The sequence below is a fragment of the Streptomyces sp. NPDC029152 genome (assembly GCF_055564355.1).
Genome location: NZ_JBVHWR010000008.1, coordinates 175,985 through 199,617, shown reverse-complemented (window position 1 = coordinate 199,617; position 23,633 = coordinate 175,985). Strand labels below are relative to the sequence as shown.

Here is a 23,633-nt window from a genome sequence, read left to right as displayed (position 1 = left end):
GCGGAGTCCCCCTCCAGCGCGGCCGGTTCGGTCTGGCACCAACCGTGCACCACACCACTGACAATCACTTTGACCTGTGCGAACGACCCGGCGAGCGCTCTTGCGGGGCCGGTTGTCAGTGGCACGTTCTACCTTCGGGGACATGACTCAGCAGGGGGCGCGCTGGACCGCGGACCAGGTGCTGGCACTGGCACCTGACGCCGCGTCGCGCAAAGCGGGCAGCAAACTCGGCGCGGCCGGCCCGTGGTCCGGGACGGGGAGTTCAGGCGAGGGCACGGTGTGGGGGCTGTGCAAGGGGAGCGGCAGCACGCCGTACCGGACGGCCGTCGACGTCACGGACGTGACCGGGCCCGCCTGCACGTGCAGTTGTCCGAGCCGGAAGTTCCCGTGCAAGCACGCGCTCGGGCTGCTGCTCCTGTGGGCGGGCGACGCGGACGCGGTGCCGCGGGCCGAGGCGCCGGACTGGGCGCAGCGGTGGATCGCGGACAGACGTGAGCGGGCGGCGGAGAGGGGGACGGGGGGTGCGGGGGGCTCCTCGGGGGACGCGGACGGGACCGGTGATCCCGAGGCGGCGCGACGGCGGGCGGAGCGCCGGGCCGAGCGGATCACCGCGGGCGCGACGGAGCTGGAGCAGCGCCTGGCGGACCTGCTGCGCGACGGCCTGGCCGGCGCGGAGCAGGCCGGGTACGCGTGGTGGGAGGAGACCGCTGCCCGCATGGTCGACGCCCAGGCGCCCGGGCTGGCCGCCCGGGTGCGCGAGTTGGGCGCCCTGCCGTCGTCCGGTCCCGGCTGGCCGGTCCGGCTGCTGGAGGAGTGCGCCCTGCTCCACCTCCTCGACCGGGGCTGGCTGCGCCGCGAGCGGCTTCCGGACGCGCTGGCGGCGACGGTCCGTTCGCGCGTCGGCCTGCCCGCCTCGGCGGACGGCCCGCCGGTGCGGGACCGGTGGCTGGTCCTCGCCCAGTACGACACGGCGGACCCGCGGCTGACGACCCGGCGCGTCTGGCTGTACGGCACCGGGTCGGACCGCACCGCGCTGCTCCTCTCCTACGGGGCCGCGGGCCGGGCCCCGGAGCTCGCGCTTCCGGTGGGTCTGACGCTGGAGGCGGAGGTGTCCTTCCACCCGGGCGCCGGACAGCGGCGGGTCGCGCTCGGCAAGCAGTTCGCGCCGCCCTCGTGGACGGAGGCGCGCCCGCCGGGAGTGACGGCCTCCCGCGCGGTCGCCCGTTACGGCGAGGCCCTCGGCGACGATCCGTGGCTGGAGTCGGTCCCGGTGACCCTGGGCCGGGTCGTGCCCGTACCGGACGGCGACTCCTGGCAACTGGCGGACGCCGACGGGGACACGGCGCTGCCCCTCACCCCGGCGGCCCGCGACCGTCCCGGCCTGTGGCGCCTGGTCGCCCTGGCGGGCGGCAGGCCGGTCACGGTCTTCGGCGAATGCGGCCACCGGGGCTTCACCCCGCTGACGGCCTGGCCCGGCGGACCGGGTCCGGCGGTGTCGCTGTGCTGACCCGCCCCACGGAAGGGAACCGCATGACCAGGACGCCCGCTCCGCAGGCTCCCCCGTCGGCCGCCTGGGAGGAACTCGTCACCTCGGCGCTGCTCGGCACGCAGCGGCGCACCCCCCGGGGCTGCGAGCCCGGCCGGGACGCACCGGCGGCGCTGCTGGACGCCGCGGCCGTGGAAACCGTCCGCAGACGCGCCGGACTGACCCCGGCCCGCGCGGCCCGGCGCCCGGAGCCGGCTCCCGACGACGACCGTCCGCCGTTGCCGGCCGCGGCCGCCCGCCGGCTCACGACGCTCCTCGCCGACCGCCCCGGAACGGCGGGCGGCGGACGCAGAGGCACGGCGCCCGACCTGATGGAGCTGCTGCCCCAGTGGCTGGCGGCGGCGAACGCCCGCGGTTTCGCGGCACCGCCCGAAGCGCTTCCGGCCCTGCTGGACGCGGCCCGGGGGCGCACGGACCTGCGCCCGGCGGCGCTGGCCTTCGCGGGGCCGCGCGCCCTGTGGCTGGCCCGGCTGAACCCGGACTGGCGGTTCGTCCTGCGCGCCACGCCGGGCGGCGGCACCGCGCTGCCCGGTCCCGAGGCCGCGGAGCGGGTACGGCGGCTGTGGCAGGAGGGTCTGTTCGCCGAGCGCGTCGCCCTGCTGGCGTCCCTGCGCTCCCGCGATCCCGCCGCCGCCCGCGCACTGCTCGCCTCGACCTGGACGACGGAACGGGCCGAGGACCGGCTGATGTTCCTCGACTCCCTGCGGGCGGGGCTGACGCCGGCGGACGAGCCGTTCCTCGAGCAGGCGCTGGCCGACCGCAGCCGCAACGTACGGGCGACGGCGGCCGAGCTGCTGTCGGCGCTGCCGGACTCGGCGCTGGCCGCGCGGATGGCGGCACGGGCCCTGACGTGCGTGTCGCTGGACCGCGCCCCGGACCCACCGGTGATCACCGTGGAGGCGCCGCACGAGTGCGACGCGGGCATGGAGCGGGACGGGGTCGTGCCCCAGCCGCCCGCGGGGCGGGGCGAGCGGTCCTGGTGGTTCGGCCAGGTGGTGGAGGCGGCGCCGCTCGGGATCTGGCCGGCCCGGCTGGGCGGGCGCACACCGGAGGAGATCGTCGCGCTGCCCGTGACGGACGACTGGCAGGGCGAGCTGCACGCGGCGTGGTGCCGGGCCGCGGTACGGCAGCGGAACGCCGCGTGGGCGAGGGCGCTGCTGGGAGCGCCTACGGCGCCGGAGGCGGGCGGCCCCGGCGCGGTGTCCCTGGCCGCGCGGGCCAAGCTGCTCGGTACGCTCGGCGCGGGTGAACGGGCCGAGTGGGTCGCGGGGTTCATCGCGACGCACGGCCTGTCGGAGGCGTTCCAGCTGCTCGGCATGTGCGGGGTGCCGTGGGCTCCGCCGCTCGGACGGGCGGTGGTCGACGCGCTCAACATCGCCCGGGACGCCGGAAGTTACCCCTGGAGTTTCAGCGGCGTCATGGGCCTGGCCGAGCGCTGCCTCGACCCGTCCGAGGCCGGCCGCCTGGACGGGCTGCTGGCGGTGCCGGACGAACCGGAGGACGCGTCGCCGGGGGCGGGCGGTTACTGGGCGGAGGCGTTCCAACGGCTGGTCACGACACTGCGGTTGCGCGCGGCGATGACCGAGGAGTTGGGGGCGGTGTGAGGGGTGCGGCACCGGGCGGAGGCGGCCGCGCGGCGCACGAGGCCCGGCGCACCTGACGGCGCCGCGGCCCGAGGCGGGACGCACGGCCCGGCGCCGCGGCCCGCGGGCGCCGCCGCGCGCCCCCGGCCGAGCCGCCCCGACGCGCCGTCACACCGGCACACACCTCCCCGGTGCCGTCCTCCGGTGCCGTCCTTCGGGGGCGTGCGCTCGGGCGTCGCGTGGCTGCGGACGTCCGCGCGGGCCGCCCGTACCCGCCCGTCGGCGGAGTCCGCCGCACCCGCCCCGTCGGCGGAGCGCCCCGTCGGCGGAGCGGAGCGGTTACGCCTCCGCCGGCTGCCGTACGTTCGCCCGTACCCAGTCCACGATCGACGCCGTCGTGGCGCCGGGGGTGAAGATCGCCGCGACGCCCTTCTCCTTCAGCGGGGCGATGTCCGCCTCGGGGATGATCCCGCCGCCGAAGACCAGGATGTCCGCCGCGTCCCGCTCCCGCAGCAGGTCGATCACGGCGGCGAAGAGCGTGTTGTGCGCACCGGAGAGGATGGACAGCCCGATCGCGTCGGCGTCCTCCTGGATCGCGGTGTCCACGATCTGCTCGGGCGTCTGGTGGAGCCCGGTGTAGATGACCTCCATACCGGCGTCGCGCAGGGCCCGCGCGATCACCTTGGCCCCGCGATCGTGGCCGTCGAGCCCCGGCTTGGCCACCACCACGCGGATCGGACCGGCTGCCACACCCATCACTGCCTCCATGAAGCGACTACATCCATCCGTACCGACAAGTACCGCACACATCACCCATGCCCGTACACAGGAGCACGGTGCGCATGGGCCACACATTCCGCACCAAGTGCGCGAAGTGTGCGCCCTCACGGCACAGACACCCCGCACCATGCCGTCCGGGGAAGTGAACGAACGTTATCGCCAGCATCCCGCAACCGGCAGTTTCGCGGTGGAGACAGAGGGGGAAATCACACGGTGAGACACGTTCGCCGCGCACCGGAGTCGCAGGGACCGCGGCGGGAACACGCGCACGGAGAACCGCAGCGAGGACAGGACGGAGCAGCCGCGGGTCCGTCGCCGTATCCAACGGCACCGGAGGGCACAGAACCCACTGCACTGACACACTGGTTTATGTAAACCTCGCGAACACCACCCACCACCGGTGTCACGGCTCTCCACAAGGGCACACGGGGACAGAGGCGTCCCTCCGCGTGCCGACAGGAGGTCGGCCCATGAAGGTCACGACGGCAGCACTTCCCCTTCTCCCGCTCTGTCAGCGTTTCCTGCCCGCCCTCCCGTCCTTTTCGGCGCTCCCGGCGATCCCGGCCCTGCCGGGACTCGCGGCGCTCCCGGGAATGTCGGTCCTCACCGGCTTCGCGGGCCTCTCCGGCCTTCCCGGCAAGGTGACGGGGCTCTCCGTGACCCTCCTGAAGGCCACCGCCCTGGAGGCCGCGATCCTCGCCGGACACCTCCTCCTCTACCCCTCCGGCATCGTCCAGGAGCGCCGGTGCGTCCCCGAGCCGTCCCGGGCCGGTTCCCGGGACACCGAGTCCTCCTCCGCACCCACCGCGCAGCTGCCGGCCCGCGTCCGCCCCCCGGTCGTCCTGCTGCACGGTTTCATCGACAACCGCTCGGTCTTCCTCCTTCTGCGCCGCAGCCTGGCCCAGCACGGCAGGCAGCAGGTCGAGTCGCTGAACTACTCGCCGCTGACCTGCGACATCCGCTGCGCGGCCGAGCTGCTCGGCCGGCACATCGAGGAGATCTGCGAACGCACGGGCAGTGACCGCGTCGACGTCGTCGGACACAGCCTCGGCGGCCTGATCGCCCGGTACTACGTGCAGCGTCTCGGCGGCGACCTCCGCGTCCGGACGCTCGTGACGCTCGGCACCCCGCACGCGGGCACCCGGGTGCTGCCGCTGGCGAACGCCCACCCGATCGTGCGCCAGATGCGCCCCGGTTCGCCGCTGCTGGAGGAGCTGGCCCTGCCGGCGCCCGGCTGCCGTACGCGGTTCGTCAGCTTCTGGAGCGACCTGGACCGCGTGATGGACCCGCTGGAGACGGCCTGCCTCGACCACCCCGACCTGACCGTCCAGAACGTCCGGGTGAGCGGCGTCGGCCACCTCGCCCTTCCCGTGCACCCCGCCGTGGCCACCGGGGTGCGGCAGGCGCTCGACACGCCCGGGCCGGAACCGGGCACGGCGGCCGGCGGCCGTTCCGGCGGACTGACCGTCGCCTGAGGCCGCGACCCTCACGGAATCCTCACCCGATCGGCCGCCGGAAAGGTCTCCGGGGTGCCCGCCGAGGCGATCACCACGGCGATGACCTCCGCGGACACACTCCGGTCAATGTCGAACAAGCGTCGAACACAAAACCAAGCTCTTGCCCGCCGTCCCCCGAAACACGGCCGATTGCCCGTTTCCTGCGCGCGCGAAACCTGCAGAAGATTGTCGCGCCCGCATACCGCCGGGTACAGTCGCCGCACTGCTCTGGCAGCCCTGTTGTCGAGGCGAAAGAGAAGTTGGTGAACGACCGTCACCCGTCGGGGGACATGACCACCCCGGCCCCGGCTTCCGACGCCGACCCGGCGCACTACGCGTCGTACGGCACCGGGGAAGCCCGGTACGGCGACCTCACCACGTACGGCGGCCACGACACCACCGGTTTCGCCACCGGGCTCCACGCCACGGCGGGCTTCGCCGCGGATCCGCTCTTCGGGGGCCTCCCGGACCAGGCCGCGAACGACTACGACACCGGCTCGTACGACACCACCGGTGCCTACGCCACCACCACGGGCGCGTACGACTCCGCCCAGTGGGCGACCGGCGGCCACCAGACGCTCCACCACGACTCGTACGCGGCCCGGCACCACGCCGCCTACGACACCGGCGCCTACGACACGACCACGTGGACGGCCGGTGCCCAGCAGCCCGTCACGGTGCCGGCACAGGCGACGAGCGTCGAGTCGACGGGCCAGTGGGACACGGGCGCCTGGGACCGGGCCGACCGGTCCGGCGACCCCGCCGACCGGACCCAGCAGTGGGACTGGGGCACCCAGACCTTCGCGACCGGGACCTTCACGACGGGGTCCTTCGGAACAGAGGCCTCCGGGACCGGACCCTTCGAAGCGGTGGCCTTCGGCACCGGCACGTTCGGCACCGGAACGTTCGACACCGGTGCCTACGACGCCACGCAGTGGAACTCGGACGGCGCGGCGGTGCAGGACACCGTGACGGACGCCGCACCGGCCGATGCCGGGGATCCCGCCCCGCACGACGACGGAACGACCGACACCGGCGAACTCCCGGCCATGACCACTCTGCTGGAGGACCAGGAAGAGGTCGTCCCGGCCCCCCTGGTCCCGGCCGCGCGCACCGCCTCCCGGACCGCGGCGCGTTCCCGTCGGCGTCAGCCGGCCAAGCGCTCGGCGCTGATGACCATCGCGGTCCCCTCGGCCTGCGTGATGAGCGTGGCCGGCATCGCCGCGGCCTCCGTCGGCGGCCTGAACGGTGAGGACGGCAAGGAGACCGCCGCGTCGGCGGCCGACACGGGCGCCGCGCCGGTGAAGCCCTCCACCGCCAACAACAAGCTGGACACGCAGCTCGCGAGTCTTTCCGCCGGTGCCGACGACTTCGCCGACCGGGCCAGCCGGACGCAGGAGCGCATCGACCTCGAGGCCGAGCAGGCTCTGGAGAAGAAGAGGGCGGCGAAGGAGGCGGCCCGCAAGGAGCGGCTGCGCCCCAAGTTCGCGCTCCCGGTCGAGCAGCACGGACTCAGCGCCTACTACGGCCAGGCCGGCATCAACTGGATGTCCGCGCACACCGGCATCGACTTCCCCGTGACGTACGGCACGAAGGTGATGGCGGCGACCGACGGCACGGTGCGCACGCAGTTCAACGTCGCGTACGGGAACATGCTGATCCTGACCGCGAAGGACGGCACCGAGACGTGGTACTGCCACCTCTCCAGTTACCAGGTTCCCTACGGAGCGAAGGTCAAGGCCGGCGATCCGATCGCGCTCTCCGGCGACACGGGCAACTCGACCGGACCGCACCTGCACTTCGAGGTGCGGCCGGCCGGCGGAGGGGCGATCGACCCGCTCTCGTGGCTGCGCAGCCACGGCCTCGACCCGCAGTGACGGAGCACCGTCCCGGCAGCCACCGCGAGCCGCGCCCTCCGGCGCGGCTCACCCGCTGAGCGCCCTCAGCACCTGCTCAGAGCTTCTCCACCGGCGCGTACCGCAGCAGCAGCCGCTTCGGCTTGGTGTCCCCGAAGTCGATCGACGCCTCGGCGTTCGCCCCCGTGCCCTTGACGCCGACCACCGTGCCGAGCCCGAACTGGTCGTGCGTGACACGGTCGCCGACCGCGAGCGAGACCGTCGGCTTCTCGGAGGCGGACCGGCGCGTGGCGAAACCGGACGCGCCCGACGCCGAGGAGCGGGACCGGGACGACGACAGCGAGGCCGCCACTCCCGAGACCGGCGCGGAGGGCGCGGGCCCGTTCGCCCCGGTGCGCTTCCACTCCAGGTGGGGCGCCGGGATCTCCTCGAGGAAGCGCGAGGGCGGGTTGTACGACGGCTGCCCCCAGGCGCTGCGCAGCGTGGACCGGGTCAGGTACAGCCGCTCTCGCGCGCGCGTGATGCCGACGTAGGCCAGGCGCCGTTCCTCCTCCAGCTCCTTGGTCTGGCCGAGGGCGCGCATGTGCGGGAAGACGCCGTCCTCCATGCCGGTGAGGAAGACGACCGGGAATTCCAGGCCCTTGGCGGTGTGCAGGGTCATGAGGGTGACGACGCCGTCGCCGTCCTCCTCGTCGGGGATCTGGTCGGAGTCGGCGACCAGCGCGACCCGCTCCAGGAAGTCGGCCAGGGTCCCGGCGCCCTCGCCCTCGCCCTCGGCCCGCTCCTGCTCGAACTCCAGGGCTACGGCGGCGAGTTCCTGGAGGTTCTCGATGCGGGTCTCGTCCTGCGGGTCCGTGGAGGACTGCAACTCGGCGAGGTAGCCGGTGCGTTCGAGGATGGCCTCCAGCACGGTCGCCGGGCCGGCGCCGGACTCGACGATGGTGCGGAGGTCCTCCATGAGCGTGTTGAACCGCTTGACGGCGTTCGCGGAGCGCGCGGCCATGCCGTACGCCTCGTCCACGCGGCGCAGGGCCTGCGGGAAGCTGATCCTCTCCCGCTGGGCGAGCGCGTCGATCATCGCCTCGGCGCGGTCGCCGATGCCGCGCTTGGGGACGTTGAGGATGCGGCGCAGCGGCACCGAGTCCTCGGGGTTGGCGAGGACGCGCAGGTAGGCCAGGACGTCCCGGACCTCCTTGCGCTCGTAGAAGCGGACGCCGCCGACGACCTTGTAGGGCAGGCCGACGCGGATGAACACTTCCTCGAAGACGCGGGACTGGGCGTTGGTGCGGTAGAAGACGGCGACGTCGCCGGCCCGGGCCTCGCCCGCGTCGGTGAGGCGGTCTATCTCGTCGGCGACGAACTGGGCCTCGTCGTGCTCGGTGTCGGCGACGTAGCCCGTGATCCGCGCGCCGGCGCCCTGGTTGGTCCACAGGTTCTTCGGGCGGCGGGACTCGTTGCGTTCGATGACGGCGTTGGCGGCGCTGAGGATGGTCTGGGTGGAGCGGTAGTTCTGCTCCAGCAGGATCGTCGTCGCGTCCGGGTAGTCCTCCTCGAACTGGAGGATGTTGCGGATGGTGGCGCCGCGGAAGGCGTAGATCGACTGGTCGGCGTCACCGACCACGCACAGCTCGGCGGGCGGGGCCTCGGCCCCGGGCGGCACGTCGGCGGGGTGCTCCGAGGGGATGCCGACCAGCTCGCGCACGAGGGCGTACTGGGCGTGGTTGGTGTCCTGGTACTCGTCGACCAGGACGTGCCGGAAGCGGCGGCGGTAGTGCTCGGCGACGTCCGGGAAGGCGCGCAGCAGGTTGACCGTCGTCATGATCAGGTCGTCGAAGTCGAGGGCGTTGGCCTCGCGCAGCCGCGACTGGTAGAGGGCGTAGGCCTGGGCGAGGGTCTTCTCGAAGCCGTCGGCGGCCCGCGCGGCGAAGTCCTCCTCGTCGATCAGCTCGTTCTTCAGGTTGCTGATCTTCGCGCTGAAGGACTTCGGCGGGAAGCGCTTCGGGTCCAGGTCCAGGTCACGGCAGACGAGCGCCATCAGGCGCTTGGAGTCGGCGGCGTCGTAGATCGAGAAGGAGGACGTGAAGCCGAGCCTCTTCGACTCGCGGCGCAGGATGCGCACGCAGGCGCTGTGGAACGTCATGACCCACATGGCGTTCGCGCGCGGGCCGACGAGCTGCTCGACGCGCTCCTTCATCTCGCCCGCGGCCTTGTTGGTGAAGGTGATCGCGAGGATCTGGCCCGGGTGGACGTTCCGCGCGGCCAGCAGGTGGGCGATGCGGTGGGTGAGCACGCGGGTCTTGCCGGAGCCGGCGCCGGCCACGATGAGCAGCGGGGAGCCGGAGTGCACGACGGCGGCGCGCTGGTTGTCGTTCAGCCCCTCCAGGAGCGCGGCCGGGTCCAGGACCGGGCGCGGGGCGCCGTCCCGGTAGTGGGTGTCCCGGTCCGGCGGCACGTCGAACTTCCCGCCGAACAGATCGTGCGGAACCGGCTCCGTCACGTAATCGTCCTCGGGTGGCGGCGGGGGTTCCTCCTCGTGACCGTGCGGGGTCTGGAGGCTCGCCAGGAAGCTTTCGTCAAAGAGGCTGCTCATCGCTCTCCGAGTCTAGGGCGCCTCACCGACAACCGGTCGCCACCCCGGAAAATGGCCGGCATCCGCGGCCCGGTCCCCCGCGGCGGGCGCCGTCACACGGAGCGACCCGTGCGCCGGAGGCCACGAAAGGCGCCGGGCGCGGCCCCGGCGGTCTCCGCCGGACCCGGGCGCCACGCGGCGCCGGAGCCGGGTGCCGCACGGCGTCCGGACCCGGGTGCCACGCGGCGCCGGAGCCGGGTGCCGCACGGCGTCCGGAACCAGGTGCCGCACGGCGGCCGGAACCAGGTGCCGCACGGCGGCCGGAGCCAGGTACCGCACGGCGGCCGGAGCCGGGTGCGCACGTCCGCGAGGAGCCGGTCCCCCGCGACGGCGGGTCGTCGGCGCACAGCGTGGTGCGTCCGGCCCGGCGTGCGGCCCTGCCTAGCATCGGCCCATGTCATCCGGCACCTTGCACTCCCTGCGCGCCTGGTGGGCGCGGCGACCGCCGGCGGCCGGGGCCGCGGTGATGGCGACCGGCATCCTGTCGGTCGGTCTGCACCTGACGCACCACGAGCCGCTGTCCCGTGTCGTGCTGGTCCTGGCCTGCGCCGCCTGGCTGGCGCTGGCGGCGAACTTCGTCTCGCTGCTGCTGACCGACCGGGCGAAGTGGATGACGCGGGCGGGGACGCCGGGCGCGCTCACCGCGGTGGCGGCGACGACCGTGCTCGGCACCCGTTTCTCGCTGCTCGGCTGGACGCCCCTGGCGGCGGCGCTGCTGGCGCTGGCCGCGCTGCTGTGGCCGGGGCTGCTGCTGTCGGTCGTGCGGCACTGGGAGCGCCGGATGCCCGGGGCGGTGTTCCTGGGCTGCGTCGCCACGGAGGGGCTCGCCGTGCTGGGCGCCACGCTGGCCGCGGCCACGTCGACGGCCTGGCCGGCGCACGTGTCGCTGGTGCCGTTCTGGCTGGGACTCGTGCTCTACGCCATCGCGCTGTTCCGTTTCGATCCGCGGCAGGTGGCCCGGGGCGCCGGGGACCACTGGGTCGCGGGCGGCGCGCTCGCCATCTCGGCGCTCGCGGGGTCCAAGCTGCTCGCCGCGTCCCACGCCGGCCCGTACCTGTGGAACGACGACGACGCGGCCGTGCTGCACGACGCGACCGTGGCCCTGCTGGCGCTCGACCTCGCCTGGTACGTCGTGCTGCTCGTCTGCGAGATCGTGTGGCCGCGGCTCCGCTACGACGTGCGTCGCTGGTCGACCGTCTTCCCCCTCGGCATGACGGCGGCGGCGACGCTGTCCGTCGCCGCCGCCGTGGACGTCCCGTGGCTGGACGGGCCGGGTCGGGCGCTGGTGTGGATCGCGGTGGCCGGGTGGCTGGCGGTCGCCGCGGGGGCGGTGGTCTCGGCGCGGGGGGAACTGCGGACCGTCACCGCGGAGGACGCGGGGGGCGTCAGGTCCACAGCACCGCGATGAAGACGTTCACCAGGGTCAGCAGGCCGACCAGGCCGAACAGCGGCTTGTCCACCTTCTCGTCGTCGCGCTTGACGTAGACGAGGCCGAGGATGACGATCAGCACGGCCAGCTTGACGCCGATCTTGACGTTGTCGACCGCGTAGTCCTGGGCCTGGTTGAGGCCGACCAGGACGGCACCGGTGACCAGCATCGTCAGCGCGCCGTGCAGCATGGCGGGGGTGAAGCGGGCGTCGCCCCGGCCCATCGCCTTCATCTGGGTCAGGAAGCCCCCGAGGAGGGCCGCGATGCCGATGATGTGCAGCCCGACGAAGAGGTGGATGAGTACGTCCATGAGGCCGGAGCCTAATCAGCGGCCGGACGCGCTCCGACACCGGGCCGCCCGGCCCCGGCCGCCTCGGACGCGCAGGTGCGGCCCATAGCAGCTCACCACCCCCGCACGTCCCCGATCCGGCATTTCGGTCATCACCCTGCGTGAAGAAGACGGCCCCCCGTCCGGCCCGTGATCACTTGCGGTCGGCCTCCGGCCCGGTACCGCCAGTTCCGCGCAATCCGTCACCGGTCCGTTACCGACCGGCCTAGCGTCCTGCGGCAGGTGACCGGCACGAACCGCGGCCGGCGCTCGGCATGGAAGGACGTGAATCCCTGGTGGCAGCGCATCGCAGGCCACGCAAGCGCCCCGCGGGCAACGGGACGGCGGCCCGCGCGGCCGTCACGGTCACCCTGGTGGGCGCGGCCGGCGCGACCGGGCTGGGCGGGACCGGGCACGCCGACCCGGAAGCGACCCCGGCGCAGGTCAGGGCGGAGGTCGACAAGCTGTACCAGGAGGCGGAGGCCGCCACCGAGAAGTACAACGGCGCGAAGGAGAAGGCCGACGCCGCCGAGCGGCGCCTGGAGGACCTGCGGGACGAGGTGGCCCGCAAGGAGGAACGGCTGAACACGACGCGGGAGTCGCTGGGCTCGGTCGCGGCGGCTCAGTACCGCGGCGGCGGCCTCGACCCGGCCCTGCAGCTCGTGCTCTCCTCCGACCCCGACCGGTACCTGGAGGGCGCCGCGTTCGTCGAGCGGGTGGGCAGCCGGCAGACGGCCGCCGTCGGCCGGGCGCGCGAGGAGCTGCGGGACGTCGAGCAGCTGCGCGGGGCCGCCCGGATCGAGCTGGCCTCGCTGACGTCGCGGCGGGCCGAGCTGAAGCGGCACCGTGCCACCGTCACCGGCAAGCTGGAGACCGCGCGCCGCCTGCTGTCCCGGCTGACGGCCGAGGAACGCGCCCCCCTCACCCACGGCGCGGGCCGCGCCACCCGCTCGGCGGGCGCCCGCGAGGGCCTGTCCGCTTCCGCCCAGGCACCGAACTCCCGGGCCGCGGCGGCCGTCGCGTACGCCTACCAGAAGCTCGGCAGCCCCTACGTCTGGGGCGCGACCGGCCCGAACGCCTTCGACTGCTCGGGGCTCGTCCAGGCCGCCTACCGCGCCGCGGGCGTCTCCCTCCCCCGCACGTCCTACGCCCAGATCGGCGCGGGCCGCCGCGTCTCCCGCTCGGAGCTCGCCCCCGGCGACCTGGTCTTCTTCTACTCCGGCATCAGCCACGTCGGCATCTACGTCGGCAACGGGCAGATGATCCACGCCCCGAACCCCTCGGCGCCGGTGCGTGTCGCGCCCGTCGACCAGATGCCCTTCGCGGGGGCCACGCGCGTGGTGTGAGACCGACGGGCCGGACCGGATGCGCGCGCGAACCCTTGTCACGCCGAAGGTCCCGCCCTACTCTCACGACCGGTGAAAGCGCTTTCTCACTTCCTGCGGATTGTCATGATCAGCTCAAGCAATCCATTTCGCCGACTTGCCTGAGCTGAAACCGCGTGCAAGGCGCTGTCACCGCAGCACGTCACCGTGCCACGGAACGCAGACGGGCGGGCACGAGGGAAACCGCTTCATATCCACCGGGCGGCAACCTCACGGCCCCGCCGAACGACAACGGCGCGCGGCGCCCCCGCCGCGCGAAGACGAAAGGCGAGGCGAGACATGAGACGACCAGTCGCCGTACGGCTCTCGGCCGCGGTGGGCACGCTGGCCCTGGCGGCCGCGGCGGGCGCGGTCCTGACGGCGCCCGGGGCCTCGGCCTCGGCCGCGGCCGCGGGCGCCACCGGCTACGCGACCCAGAACGGCGGGACCACCGGCGGCGCGGGCGGGCAGACCGTCCGCGCCACCACGGGCACCGCGATCCACCAGGCCCTGTGCAACCGGGCCTCCAGCAGCACCCCGATCGTCATCCAGGTCGAGGGCACCATCAACCACGGCAACACCACCAAGGTGTCGGGCGCCAGTTGCAGCACCGCGGCCGACAAGATCGAGCTGAAGCAGGTCAGCAACGTCACGATCGTCGGCGTCGGCAGCGGCGCCGTCTTCGACCAACTGGGCATCCACATACGGGAGTCCAGCAACATCGTCATCCAGAACGTGACCGTCCGGAACGTCAAGAAGTCCGGCTCGCCCCTCTCCAACGGCGGCGACGCCATCGGCATGGAGAGCGACGTCCGCAACGTCTGGGTCGACCACGCCACCCTGGAGGCCTCGGGCGGCGAGTCGGAGGGCTTCGACGGCCTCTTCGACATGAAGGACAACACCCAGTACGTGACCCTGTCCTACAGCGTCCTGCGCAACTCCGGCCGCGGCGGCCTCATCGGCTCCAGCGAGAGCGACCGCTCCAACGGCTACGTCACCTTCCACCACAACCTGTACGAGAACCTCGACTCCCGCGCGCCCCTGCTGCGCGGCGGCATCGCCCACATCTACAACAACCACTACGTGCACCTGAACGAGTCCGGCATCAACTCCCGGGCCGGCGCGAAGGCCAGGGTCGACAACAACTACTTCGAGGACTCCAAGGACGTCCTCGGCACCTTCTACACCGACGCGGCCGGCTACTGGCAGGTCAGCGGCAACATCTTCGACAACGTGACCTGGTCCGCGCCCGGCACCGACAACAACCCGGCCGGGCCCGACCCCCGGTCCAACACCAGCGTCAGCATCCCGTACTCCTACAGCCTGGACGACGCGTCCTGCGTGCCGGGCATCGTGAGCCGGACGGCGGGCGCGAACAAGGGCCTGGCGGTGTCGGACGGCAGCTGCTCGGTCCAGTCCCCGGGTCCCACTGACCCGACCGAGCCGACGCCGGACCCGACCGACCCGACGCCCGGCCCGTCCCAGCCCAGCGGCACCAACCTCAGCCTCGGGGCCGGCGCCGACGGCTCCTCCAAGGCGAGCGGCACGAGCTACGGCAACGTGCGCGACGGCGACCTGAGCACCTACTGGTCCCCGGCCGGCTCGACGGGCTCGATCTCCGTCAAGTGGGGCACCGCCACCACCGTGTCGAAGGTCAACATCAGGGAGGCGGCGGGCAGCGCCGGCACCATCGGCTCCTGGAAGGTCGTCAACGGCGACACCGGCGCGACCCTGACCTCGGGCAACGGCGCGGGAGTCATCGCCTTCCCCGCGACCTCGCTGAAGAAGGTCACCTTCCAGATCACCAGCGCGTCGGGCACCCCGAAGGTCGCCGAGTTCGAGACCTACGCGGGATGACCGGCCCGCACTGAAGGCGCCCGCCGGCCGTCACCCCGGCCGGCGGGCGTCGCCGCTCCCGGCCGGGACCCCCTGGCGGCCAGGACGGCCTCGCGGGCGAGAACGGCGGCGCGGGACGGCGGCGCGGACGGAGCGGGCGGCACCTCACGCGGGGCGGCACCGTGCGGCGAGCCGATGCGGCAGCCCTGGCACAGCCCACCGACGAACGCGGCGGGACGTCCCGGTACGCCGCACTCGGTGCACTCCGGCATCAGACGGCCGACGAGACGGGGGCCGGGATCGCCGTCGTCCGGCTCCGCTCCACAGTCCGCGTACGGCATCGGCACGGGCGGCAGCTTGTCCCGCAGCCGCCGGGCGACGAGGCCGCGCGGCGCGTGGACGTCGTCCGGCAGGCCGGTGGTGAGGGCCTTCGTCAGCGAGACGGGGGTCGCGCCCCGCTCCAGCCACGGGACGACCAGGTCGGTCAGGTCGTGGCAGTCCGCGTCGGACAGGGCGAGCCGGGGCTCGACGCGGCCGAGCCGGGCGAGGGTGCGGTAGGCGGTGGCGCGGTGGGCTGCGGCGGCGGTGGGCGGGGGCCCGGCTTCACCCGAAGGGGCGGCCTCGGCGTTGTCTTCGATCCGCCTCACCGCGTCCACGACCTCGTCGCCGCCCAGGAGTCGGGCCCACCAGGCGCTGTCGCGGGCGGTGCTGGACCAGAACGTGCGGAACACCCAGCGCGTCCCGCCCTCGCCGGTCAGGACGAGCCCGCGGACGCGGTGGAGGTGCCCGGCGCGGGAGAGGTGGTTGAGCGCGCTGCGGACGGCCTGCTGACCGTACAGGGGCAGCACTTTGGCGAGGCTCTTCACGTCCATGGCGGCGCCCTCGGGCAGCCGGTCGACGTAGGCGGCGATGTAGGCCTCGCGGGCGGGGAGGTGCGAGAAGTCGACGGGCCGGGAGGCGGCGCCGGACTCGGTGGGGGCCGTGCGTTTGCCGTAGCCGGGATTGGCCAGGGGATGAGCTGCGGGTGCGGGCAGGGCGGGGCTAGAGTCTTCGTAAGCCACGAGATCGTTCCTAGAGTCTGCGATCTTGGGGTGAGACCCCGGCGGGTGCTGTGAACACCCGACCGGGGTTGTTTATCGCTGCGAACGCTAGAGGGGCATGACGGGGCGTCGCAAGCCGGTCACGAAAAGTCACCCTGACCGGTAGAGAGGCCGGTTGCGGCGGGGAGGGCGGGTGGTGGGGAGAACCCCACCACCCGTTCCTTGCAAACGCCGCTCGGATCCCGAGGCTCGTGTCTCGAAGCTCAAGCGCCGGTGCGGGCGTAGGCGACGAAGGCCGTCCAGGCTCCCCCGGCGACGGCGAACCGAGGACTCCGACGCCCGAGCTTCGAGTCCCGGACGTGCACGGTGTGGGGGCAGGGGGCGACTTCGACGCAGTTGCTGCCTTCACTGTCACTGCGGCTGGACTTGCGCCAGTCGAGAGCCACTTCAAGGCAGTTGCCGCCCTGACTGTCGCTGTAGCTCGACTTGAACCATGTCAGGCGTTCAGTCATCACTCCTCCGCCACCCTTCTGATGAACGTGGCCGACTCCTCCACGCCGAGACAGTGCATGCGGATCATCGCATGAGCCTGGGTGAGCGCACTCACCTTGTCGGGGCTGCTGTGCAGGACGCTGACTTCTGGTGCCTCGACGTACCCACAATGCTCGTGATCGGGCGTCTCCAACAGAACAATGCTTCCGTTCAGCGCTACGCCGCTACAGCGACCGAACGGCAGGACTTGGATCGAGACATTGCGGAGCACACCCACGTCCAAGAGGTGCCTCAACTGCTCACGCATCACCTTGCTCCCGCCGACGTTGGTACGCAGCGCAGCTTCGTAGATCACGAACCCGTACATCACGCCAACTTTGCGGCGGAGGGCCTCGGACCTACGGAGCCTGGCCGCCACTCGCTCGGCAACCGTCTCGTCATCCAGCGGAGGCGAACTGCCGCCGATCAGCGCACGCGCGTAGGCCTCCGTCTGCAACAGGCCAGGGATCAGCAGCGGCTCGTAGCAGGAGAAGCTGATGGCCTCGGCCTCGATGGCCATGAACTCCTTCGACCGCGCCGGAAACGGCTCCGGCTTCAAGTACTCCTGCGCGGCGACCAGCTTTCCGCCCGCCCCGCACACCTGGTCCGCGACCTGGAGCAGCCGCAGCGTGGGCCGACGGCGTCCGTTCTCCATCGACTTGACGTACTCGTAGTCGTAACCGGCCTCCTTGGCCAGCGCCTCCCGGCCGACGCCGGCCTCCGCGCGCCACATCTTGATCTGGCTGCCGCAGTACCGCCACGCGATCGGCGGCTGGGAGTTCACCTCGGTCGCCACGCACACCTCCGCCGGGGCCACGCCGGGTACAACCACGCGCTGTACCCGCTCCGTCACTCGTGAGGCTACGCGCGGACCGGGACGGTGATCCCGTCAACCGCGAAACATCGACGCAAGGGATGAACAGGGCATGCAGACCCCGTGGCCGCCGCTCCCCACGACCGCCCCGAAGGACATCGAGTGGCGACTGCCCCGCCATGCGCGCAGTGTCGGCCGGGCGCGCACCCTCTTCCGCGAACAGGCGGCCTCCTGGGAGCTGCCGCAGGACGTCACGGACACGGCGGAACTGCTCCTGAGCGAGCTGATGACGAACGCGTACCGCCACGCGAAGGTCCCGGCCGGGCGTGAGATCCGGGCCCGCTGCGAACTGACGGAGGACCGCCTCCGCGTCACGGTGACGGACGCCTCCGAGGTCCTGCCGACGCCCGCCGCGGCCCGCCCGGACGACGAGTCGGGCCGGGGACTCGCCCTGGTGGCGGCGCTGGCGGCGGACTGGGGCGTGCGGCGAAGGGAGTGCGGCATCGGCAAGGAGGTGTGGTTCGAGGTGTGACGCGGGGGCCGCCCCCGGGCACCTCCCCGTGCCCGCCTGCCGTCACACCAGCCGGCGTGCCGTGGCCCAGCGGGTCAGTTCGTGCCGGTTGGAGAGCTGGAGCTTGCGGAGGACGGCGGAGACGTGGGACTCGACCGTCTTGACGGAGATGTACAGCTGCTTGGCGATCTCCTTGTACGCGTAGCCGCGGGCGATCAGGCGCAGCACCTCGCGCTCGCGCTGGGTGAGGCGGTCGAGGTCCTCGTCGACCGGCGGGGCGTCGGTGGAGGCGAAGGCGTCCAGGACGAAGCCGGCCAGGCGCGGGGAGAAGACCGCGTCGCCCTCCTGGACGCGGAAGACCGAGTCGATCAGGTCCGTGCCGGTGATCGTCTTGGTGACGTAGCCGCGCGCACCGCCGCGGATCACGCCGATCACGTCCTCCGCCGCGTCCGAGACGGACAGGGCGAGGAAGCGGACGGGCCGCTCGGCGTCGGCCATCAAGGGGGCGCAGCGGCGCAGGACCTCGACGCCGCCGCCGCCCGGGAGGTGGACGTCGAGGAGGACCACCTCGGGCCGGGTCGCGGTGATGACGGTGACGGCCTGGTCGACGTCGGCGGCCTCTCCGACGACCTCCACGCCGGTCTGCGCGGTCTGGCCGATCTCGGCCTGGACACCGGTGCGGAACATGCGGTGGTCGTCGACGAGGACCACGCGCACGTGGCGCTCCCCCGCACCGCCGTCCGCCGGTCCCGCCGTTGCGTTGCCCTCGGTCGGGTCGCTCATGACGTCTTCTCCGCCCTCTCCATCTCCAGCTCGACCTCCGTGCCGCCGTCCGGCACCGCGCGCAGCCGCGCCGTGCCGCCGTTGCGCTCCATGCGGCCGATGATCGATTCTCTGACGCCCATGCGGTCGGCGGGTATCGAGTCGAGGTCGAAGCCGGGGCCGCGGTCGCGCACGGACACGAAGACCGTCCTGCCCTCGACCTCGGCGTAGACCTGAACCGCGCCGCCCTCGCCACCGTACTTGGCGGCGTTCACCATAGCCTCGCGTGCCGCCTGCATCTGTGCTCCGATCCTCTCGTCGAGCGGGCAGTCGCCGACGACCACGACCTCGATGGGCACTCCGTGCTTGTCCTCGACCTCCGCGGCGTTGCGCTTGACGGCCTCGGCGAGGGTGGTGGGCTCGTCGTCCTCGTCCTTGCCGTTGCCCTCGGGCTTGTAGAGCCAGGCGCGCAGGTCCCGTTCCTGCGCGCGGGCCAGGCGGCGCACCTCGCCCGCGTTCTCCGCGTTGCGCTGGATCAGGGTGAGGGTGTGCAGCACCGAGTCGTGGACGTGGGCGGCGACCTCCGCGCGCTCCTGGGCGCGGATGCGCATCAGCCGCTCCTCGGAGAGGTCCTGCGTCATGCGCACTAGGTAGGGGCCGGCGAGGAGCGTGATGCCGACGAGGACGGCGAGCGCGGCCTGCAGCACGGAGCCGAGGTGGGCGGCCGACCCCTGGAGGACGAAGATGCCGGAGACGCCGGCCGTCACCAGCAGGACGCCGGCGACCGACCGCAGCAGCGTGACGGTGCGCCGGTCGCGGCCGACCTCGGCCCAGCGGGCCCGGCGGGCGTTGTCCGCCTGGCGCCAGACGAGGGCGACGCCCGCGCCGACCAGCACGACCGGCCACAGGTAGGCCTTGGCGCCGTTGCCGAGGTCCACGTTGCCCACGAAGATCATGGCGATGACGACCATGAGGAGCAGGGCGACGATCTGCCCCCTGTCCGGCTTGCGGGCGACGAGTCTGCGGCGGCCGTCCGGCGAGGTCCCGGTCGTGACCAGGGACGGCGGTCTCTGCGCGTCGACGCCGCCGACGCCGAGCGGTACGAAGAACCAGAAGGCCGCGTAGAGCAGCGCACCGAGGCCGTCGGCCATGAACAGGCCGACGAAGACGAGCCGTACCCAGACGACGGGCAGCCCGAGGTGCCCGGCGAGCCCCCGCGCCACGCCACCGAGCCAGCGGCCGTCGCTGCTGCGGTAGAGCTTGCGCGGCGGCCGTGGTTCGAGGAGGGGCGGTGCTGCGGCGTCCGGCATGTCAACGATGGTCACACGGCCGGTCGAGGGGGAGCATCAGGGTCGGTCCCGGAGACTCCCCTGATCTTCGGGCCGCGGGCCCCTCGAACGCTCCCCGGGCGCCGGGTCAGGGCCGATATCAGGGTCCGACCAGGGTCGTACCGGCTGCCGCCGCGGCGCCGCGCCCGTCACCATGGAGCCATGACAGATCACGAGCACGCCGCGACGGGTGCGGGGCCCGGCTCCGGACCGCGCCCGCCGCGGGACACCGGCCCGCGCGGTGCCGCGGACGCCCCGGGCTCCGTGGGCGGCGGCGCGGTCGGCACGGACGCCTCGGAGCCGCCCCGCCGGTTCCGCCGCGACCGGCGGCACAAGACGCTCGCCGGGGTGTGCGCCGGCCTCGGGCGGCAGTGCGACATGGACCCCGTGATCTTCCGCATCACGCTCGCGGTGCTGGCCGCGACCGGCGGCCTCGGCCTCATCTTCTACGGCTTCGCCTGGCTCTTCGTCCCGTACGACGACGAGGACGAGAACGAGGTCCGCAAGCTGCTGACCGGCCGGGTCGACGGCCAGGCCCTGACGGCCGTGCTGTTCGCCCTGGTCGGCTGCGGGGTGTTCCTGACCATGCTGAACAACGGCGGGATGCTCTCCTTCGCCGTGATACTTTCCCTCCTCCTCGCGGGGGCGGGCTACTGGTCGCGGCAGCGCGGCGCTCCGGGCCCCGACCCGCTCGCCGCCCAGGCCGTCGCCGACGCCCCGCCCGAGGCCAAGGCACCGCCGGCCGCCGTCACCCACCCCTCCTGGTGGCGCGACCCCATCGTCAAGGACGGCACCCACGTCGGCGGCACGGGATACCTGTGGGGCCCCCAGGACTCCCGCGACCGGGACATCGCGGCGGCCGTCGCCATCGGGCGCGGCGCGTACCGCGACCACGACGTCCCGGCCGACCGGTCCTTCCGGCGCCCGCAGCCGCGCGGCGCCCGCGGCATCGGCGGCTGGGTCTTCCTGCTCGCCCTGCTGGCGGGCTTCCTCGGTACCCGTCTGACCTGGGACGACCACCCGCTCGGCACCAGCCTGCAGACCGGGCTGGCCTGTGCGCTGGCGGTCTTCGGCGTGGGGATCGCGGTCAGCGCGTTCCTGGGCCGCACGGGGGCCGGTTCGGTCTTCCTGGCGATCATCACCGCGGGCCTGCTCGCCGGGTCGGCCGCCCTGCCGAAGGACGCCGGCACCGAGTGGACGCGGAACACCTGGACGCCCGCGACGGTCGCCGACGTCCGCGAGCAGTACGACGTGGGCACCGGCACCGGCACCCTCGACCTGTCCCGCCTGGACCTGGCCCGGGGGCAGACGGTGACCACCCGGGCCGACGTCGGCGTGGGGCGGATACGGGTGATCGTGCCGCGGGACGTGACCGTGCGGCTCAGCGCCGAGGTGGGCGTGGGCGACATCCAGCTGCCCGGCGACGACGCGAAGGACGTGGACGTGGCCCCCGGCAAGCACAAGGAGGTCACGCTGCCTCCCGCCGAGGGCGCCGAGGGGGCCGGCACGCTCGACCTCGACCTCCAGGTCGGCCTCGGACAGGCGGAGGTGTCCCGTGCTGCGTCATGACGTCCAGCCCGGCCGACTGGTCGCCGGCGCCTTCCTGACCCTGGCGGGCGTGATCTACGCCGGCGACGCGGAGGGCCTGTGGGACACCCCGTGGTTCGTGATCGTCCCCGTCGTCACCGGCGGCCTCTGCCTGGCCGGCGCGGTCGGGGCGCTGACCCGGGCGGTGCGCCGACGCCGTCGGGCGCTGCGCACGGACCCGGACGCGGACGGCCCCCGGGCGGACCTCGCGGGCTGACGGCGCCTACCAGTACCCGCCGGACCGCCGGCGGCGCCGGGCGCGCAGTGCCGCGTCCAGCGAGAGGAAGGGGGTGCCCGCGAGGACGAGGGGGAGCCAGGCCATGAGGTAGGCGAGGTCGTTGCCGTAGTAGTACGGGTCGGAGGCCCAGCTGACGGTCAGCCACAGGCTGAGCGAGATCAGCGCGCCGCCGAGCGCCGCCAGCCGGCCCAGCAGCCCGAGCAGCGTGCCGATGCCGACGGCCAGCTCGCCCAGGGCGATGGCGCAGCCGAAGCCGGGCGGGTTCTTCAGGGCCAGGTCGACCAGGGCGGGGACGGCCGAGGAGTCCCGGACGGCGCGCATCATGTCGCCGATGGACCCGGCACCCGAGTCCTTCAGGAACGCGCTGTCGGTGAGCTTGTCCAGTCCCGCGTAGACGAAGGTGACGCCCAGGAAGATCCGCAGGGGCAGGAGGGCGTACCGGGTGGCGACGTCGCGCCGGTCCCGGCGGCCTTCGAGGCCGGACATGTGCGGTTCCGTCCGCACCTCGTGAGTCATCGCTGCCAGCCGCCTCTCGCCACGCGTGTCCAACCCCCTCACCGACCATACGTACGACGTCCGGATCGAGTTCAACCGCCGTCCGCTCCGTTCCTTCCCCGTCCTCCCGCCGGTCCGACAGGCGGCCGCACGCCGGGACCCGATCGGGCGATCGGGGAGGTCAGTCCGTCACGTCGATCGCGTACCGGTTCGTCTCCACGCCCGCGCTCGTGATCACCTGGACCTCCACCCGTCCCGGCTCCACGTCCGCCGGCACCGGCACGGTCAGCAGGGCGTCCGTCGGGTTGCTGAAGCCGCCGGGCACGGGGACGAGGGGCACGTGGACGTTGACGGCGCCGATGCGGACGACCATGCGCGACAGGCGGTCCGCGCGCTGGGCGCCCGGCGGCACGAAGCCGGCGCCGCGGATCTCGATGTCGTCGCCGGTGCGGATCGGGGCGTCCAGGTCACCGGCCTCGCGCGCCCGGACCACGGACAGGATGACGGGCCGGCCGCCCTCCGCGTACTTGCCGGCCACGTAGGTCGCCGCCGACACCAGCACCACCACCGCGAGCCCCCACGGCAGGTCGGGCAGCTGGTCCGGCCGCCGGGCCAGCCGTACCGCCGCGAACACCAGGGCGACCGCGCCGATCACGACGTACTGGATGTCGGCGAACGTCCCGCGGCCCGCGTCGTCCGTCAGCAGGTCGGCCGCGCGCGGCCGGTCGGCGCGGACCTTCTGCAGCCGTTGCCCCAGCACCCGCAGCCCGACCACCCGGCGCACCAGCACCGCGATCCCGCACACCACGGCGAGCACGGTGACCACTCCGGCGCCGCGGGCGAGTTCGAGCCCGGAGATCAGCGCGTCCCGCCGCGCGTGCCCCGAGGCCACGGCGAGCTGCCCGGCCAGGACGAGCACCGCGTAGGCGACGAAGAGCACCCACGCCGCCGCCACGGCCCGGGACGTGGAGAGACGGTTGTCCTCGCCGATGACCGGGGCGAGCACTCCGCCCCGCGCCCGGTGGAACCAGGACGCCGCCGTCAGCGCCCCGGCCACGACCACGGCCGCCGCCAGTGAGGCGGTGCGCGCCGCCGACCAGCCGGCGCCGACCGCGGTGAGCGACTGGGCGAGCAGCAGCACCACGACCGCGGCCCACACGACCCCCGTCGTGCGGCGTCCCAGGCCCGCGAGCCACGCCTCGCCCTCGGCCCGGCCGCGCTCGGCGACGGCCTCCGCGGACTGGGTCAGTTCCTCGGAGACCCACTGCCGGGACGCCGAGGCCGAGTGGGCCACCGCGGCCGGCAGCCCCTGCCCGGCCGCGAACTCGTCCCGCCTGAGCAGGAACGCGGCGACCGCCCGGCGGTGCCCCTCGCGGGCGCCGTGCGGGCAGTCCCCGCACGTGCAGCCGCCTGTGTGCGGCGCCCCGTACGCGCCCTTGTCCGAGCCGCTCCCGCGTCTCGTCTCCTGCACCGCCACGCC

At 73.5% G+C, this 23,633-nt stretch carries 20 protein-coding genes; 10 read left to right on the top strand and 10 right to left on the bottom strand.

Annotation, left to right across the window (positions count from 1 at the left end; translation table 11 throughout):
* The first annotated feature begins 142 nt into the window (after positions 1–142).
* A complete protein-coding gene (locus ACZ4V6_RS19155) occupies positions 143–1,507 on the top strand; it encodes an SWIM zinc finger family protein (protein ID WP_467828616.1) in 1,365 nt (454 codons plus the stop codon).
* Between the two features lie 23 nt (positions 1,508–1,530).
* Positions 1,531–3,150 (top strand): DUF5691 domain-containing protein, encoded by a 1,620-nt coding sequence (locus ACZ4V6_RS19150; RefSeq protein WP_467828613.1) that lies wholly within the window; start codon positions 1,531–1,533, stop codon positions 3,148–3,150.
* Between the two features lie 318 nt (positions 3,151–3,468).
* On the opposite strand, the gene ACZ4V6_RS19145 is transcribed toward ACZ4V6_RS19150, so the two are convergent.
* Positions 3,469–3,885 carry a cobalamin B12-binding domain-containing protein gene (locus ACZ4V6_RS19145; RefSeq protein WP_467828611.1) on the bottom strand — a complete coding sequence of 139 codons (417 nt, stop codon included), beginning with the start codon at positions 3,883–3,885 and terminating at the stop codon, positions 3,469–3,471.
* A 494-nt stretch (positions 3,886–4,379) separates the two neighbouring features.
* Between ACZ4V6_RS19145 and ACZ4V6_RS19140 the strand changes: the two genes are divergently transcribed.
* The gene (locus ACZ4V6_RS19140) at positions 4,380–5,384 is read left to right on the top strand and encodes an esterase/lipase family protein (protein WP_467828608.1); all 1,005 of its coding nucleotides are present in this window, start codon (positions 4,380–4,382) and stop codon (positions 5,382–5,384) included.
* Positions 5,385–5,668: 284 nt separating this feature from the next.
* Positions 5,669–7,282 (top strand): M23 family metallopeptidase, encoded by a 1,614-nt coding sequence (locus ACZ4V6_RS19135; RefSeq protein WP_467828605.1) that lies wholly within the window; start codon positions 5,669–5,671, stop codon positions 7,280–7,282.
* Positions 7,283–7,358: 76 nt separating this feature from the next.
* Here the strand turns inward: ACZ4V6_RS19135 and pcrA are convergent, their stop codons facing one another.
* A complete protein-coding gene (gene pcrA, locus ACZ4V6_RS19130; protein ID WP_467828602.1) occupies positions 7,359–9,851 on the bottom strand; it encodes a DNA helicase PcrA in 2,493 nt (830 codons plus the stop codon).
* Between the two features lie 433 nt (positions 9,852–10,284).
* On the opposite strand from pcrA, the gene ACZ4V6_RS19125 reads away from it, so the two are divergent.
* Positions 10,285–11,298 carry a tellurite resistance/C4-dicarboxylate transporter family protein gene (locus tag ACZ4V6_RS19125; protein ID WP_467828599.1) on the top strand — a complete coding sequence of 338 codons (1,014 nt, stop codon included), beginning with the start codon at positions 10,285–10,287 and terminating at the stop codon, positions 11,296–11,298.
* Here the strand turns inward: ACZ4V6_RS19125 and ACZ4V6_RS19120 are convergent.
* A complete protein-coding gene (locus tag ACZ4V6_RS19120; protein WP_467828596.1) occupies positions 11,276–11,629 on the bottom strand; it encodes a hypothetical protein in 354 nt (117 codons plus the stop codon). The two genes, ACZ4V6_RS19125 and ACZ4V6_RS19120, sit on opposite strands and share 23 nt — an antisense overlap.
* Positions 11,630–11,943: 314 nt before the next feature.
* On the opposite strand from ACZ4V6_RS19120, the gene ACZ4V6_RS19115 reads away from it, so the two are divergent.
* Complete coding sequence (locus tag ACZ4V6_RS19115) at positions 11,944–12,993, top strand: C40 family peptidase (RefSeq protein ID WP_467828594.1); 1,050 nt, start codon at positions 11,944–11,946, stop codon at positions 12,991–12,993.
* A gap of 318 nt (positions 12,994–13,311) precedes the next feature.
* Positions 13,312–14,868, top strand: a complete 1,557-nt coding sequence (locus tag ACZ4V6_RS19110) for a pectate lyase family protein (protein WP_467828592.1) — start codon at positions 13,312–13,314, stop codon at positions 14,866–14,868.
* Here the strand turns inward: ACZ4V6_RS19110 and ACZ4V6_RS19105 are convergent.
* From ACZ4V6_RS19105 to ACZ4V6_RS19095, 3 genes are all read right to left on the bottom strand, one after another.
* A complete protein-coding gene (locus ACZ4V6_RS19105; RefSeq protein ID WP_467828589.1) occupies positions 14,856–15,908 on the bottom strand; it encodes a hypothetical protein in 1,053 nt (350 codons plus the stop codon). The genes ACZ4V6_RS19110 and ACZ4V6_RS19105 overlap by 13 nt on opposite strands.
* 242 nt (positions 15,909–16,150) lie before the next feature.
* Positions 16,151–16,399, bottom strand: a complete 249-nt coding sequence (locus ACZ4V6_RS19100; RefSeq protein WP_467828587.1) for a DUF397 domain-containing protein — start codon at positions 16,397–16,399, stop codon at positions 16,151–16,153.
* Positions 16,399–17,214, bottom strand: a complete 816-nt coding sequence (locus tag ACZ4V6_RS19095) for a helix-turn-helix domain-containing protein (RefSeq protein WP_467828584.1) — start codon at positions 17,212–17,214, stop codon at positions 16,399–16,401. The genes ACZ4V6_RS19100 and ACZ4V6_RS19095 overlap by 1 nt, the downstream gene beginning before the upstream one ends.
* A gap of 130 nt (positions 17,215–17,344) precedes the next feature.
* On the opposite strand from ACZ4V6_RS19095, the gene ACZ4V6_RS19090 reads away from it, so the two are divergent.
* Positions 17,345–17,764 (top strand): ATP-binding protein, encoded by a 420-nt coding sequence (locus ACZ4V6_RS19090; protein WP_077801177.1) that lies wholly within the window; start codon positions 17,345–17,347, stop codon positions 17,762–17,764.
* 42 nt (positions 17,765–17,806) lie between these two features.
* Here ACZ4V6_RS19090 and ACZ4V6_RS19085 read toward each other — a convergent pair whose 3' ends face one another.
* Positions 17,807–18,526, bottom strand: a complete 720-nt coding sequence (locus ACZ4V6_RS19085; RefSeq protein WP_077801178.1) for a LuxR C-terminal-related transcriptional regulator — start codon at positions 18,524–18,526, stop codon at positions 17,807–17,809.
* On the bottom strand, positions 18,523–19,815 hold the full coding sequence (locus tag ACZ4V6_RS19080) for an ATP-binding protein (RefSeq protein WP_467828581.1): 1,293 nt from the start codon (positions 19,813–19,815) through the stop codon (positions 18,523–18,525). Before ACZ4V6_RS19080 ends, ACZ4V6_RS19085 begins: the two co-directional genes overlap by 4 nt.
* Positions 19,816–19,995: 180 nt before the next feature.
* Between ACZ4V6_RS19080 and ACZ4V6_RS19075 the strand changes: the two genes are divergently transcribed.
* Positions 19,996–21,402: a PspC domain-containing protein gene (locus tag ACZ4V6_RS19075; RefSeq protein ID WP_467828579.1), complete on the top strand. Its 1,407-nt coding sequence runs from the start codon at positions 19,996–19,998 to the stop codon at positions 21,400–21,402.
* Positions 21,389–21,637, top strand: a complete 249-nt coding sequence (locus ACZ4V6_RS19070) for a hypothetical protein (protein WP_467828576.1) — start codon at positions 21,389–21,391, stop codon at positions 21,635–21,637. The genes ACZ4V6_RS19075 and ACZ4V6_RS19070 overlap by 14 nt, the downstream gene beginning before the upstream one ends.
* A gap of 6 nt (positions 21,638–21,643) precedes the next feature.
* Here ACZ4V6_RS19070 and ACZ4V6_RS19065 read toward each other — a convergent pair whose 3' ends face one another.
* Both ACZ4V6_RS19065 and ACZ4V6_RS19060 read right to left on the bottom strand, forming a co-directional pair.
* Positions 21,644–22,174 carry a DoxX family membrane protein gene (locus ACZ4V6_RS19065; protein ID WP_467828574.1) on the bottom strand — a complete coding sequence of 177 codons (531 nt, stop codon included), beginning with the start codon at positions 22,172–22,174 and terminating at the stop codon, positions 21,644–21,646.
* Between the two features lie 160 nt (positions 22,175–22,334).
* On the bottom strand, positions 22,335–23,630 hold the full coding sequence (locus tag ACZ4V6_RS19060; protein ID WP_467828571.1) for a hypothetical protein: 1,296 nt from the start codon (positions 23,628–23,630) through the stop codon (positions 22,335–22,337).
* Positions 23,631–23,633: the final 3 nt, after the last annotated feature.

Excerpts from the sequence above, each read along its gene's own strand:
- ACZ4V6_RS19110 (WP_467828592.1), top strand. The coding sequence starts at position 13,312 with ATGAGACGACCAGTCGCCGTACGGCTCTCGGCCGCGGTGGGCACGCTG.
- ACZ4V6_RS19150 (WP_467828613.1), top strand. The coding sequence starts at position 1,531 with ATGACCAGGACGCCCGCTCCGCAGGCTCCCCCGTCGGCCGCCTGGGAG.
- pcrA (WP_467828602.1), bottom strand. The coding sequence starts at position 9,851 with ATGAGCAGCCTCTTTGACGAAAGCTTCCTGGCGAGCCTCCAGACCCCG.
- ACZ4V6_RS19155 (WP_467828616.1), top strand. The coding sequence starts at position 143 with ATGACTCAGCAGGGGGCGCGCTGGACCGCGGACCAGGTGCTGGCACTG.
- ACZ4V6_RS19065 (WP_467828574.1), bottom strand. The coding sequence starts at position 22,174 with ATGACTCACGAGGTGCGGACGGAACCGCACATGTCCGGCCTCGAAGGC.
- ACZ4V6_RS19140 (WP_467828608.1), top strand. The coding sequence starts at position 4,380 with ATGAAGGTCACGACGGCAGCACTTCCCCTTCTCCCGCTCTGTCAGCGT.
- ACZ4V6_RS19075 (WP_467828579.1), top strand. The coding sequence starts at position 19,996 with ATGACAGATCACGAGCACGCCGCGACGGGTGCGGGGCCCGGCTCCGGA.
- ACZ4V6_RS19120 (WP_467828596.1), bottom strand. The coding sequence starts at position 11,629 with ATGGACGTACTCATCCACCTCTTCGTCGGGCTGCACATCATCGGCATC.
- ACZ4V6_RS19145 (WP_467828611.1), bottom strand. The coding sequence starts at position 3,885 with ATGGGTGTGGCAGCCGGTCCGATCCGCGTGGTGGTGGCCAAGCCGGGG.
- ACZ4V6_RS19085 (WP_077801178.1), bottom strand. The coding sequence starts at position 18,526 with ATGAGCGACCCGACCGAGGGCAACGCAACGGCGGGACCGGCGGACGGC.
- ACZ4V6_RS19090 (WP_077801177.1), top strand. The coding sequence starts at position 17,345 with ATGCAGACCCCGTGGCCGCCGCTCCCCACGACCGCCCCGAAGGACATC.
- ACZ4V6_RS19125 (WP_467828599.1), top strand. The coding sequence starts at position 10,285 with ATGTCATCCGGCACCTTGCACTCCCTGCGCGCCTGGTGGGCGCGGCGA.
- ACZ4V6_RS19100 (WP_467828587.1), bottom strand. The coding sequence starts at position 16,399 with ATGACTGAACGCCTGACATGGTTCAAGTCGAGCTACAGCGACAGTCAG.
- ACZ4V6_RS19080 (WP_467828581.1), bottom strand. The coding sequence starts at position 19,815 with ATGCCGGACGCCGCAGCACCGCCCCTCCTCGAACCACGGCCGCCGCGC.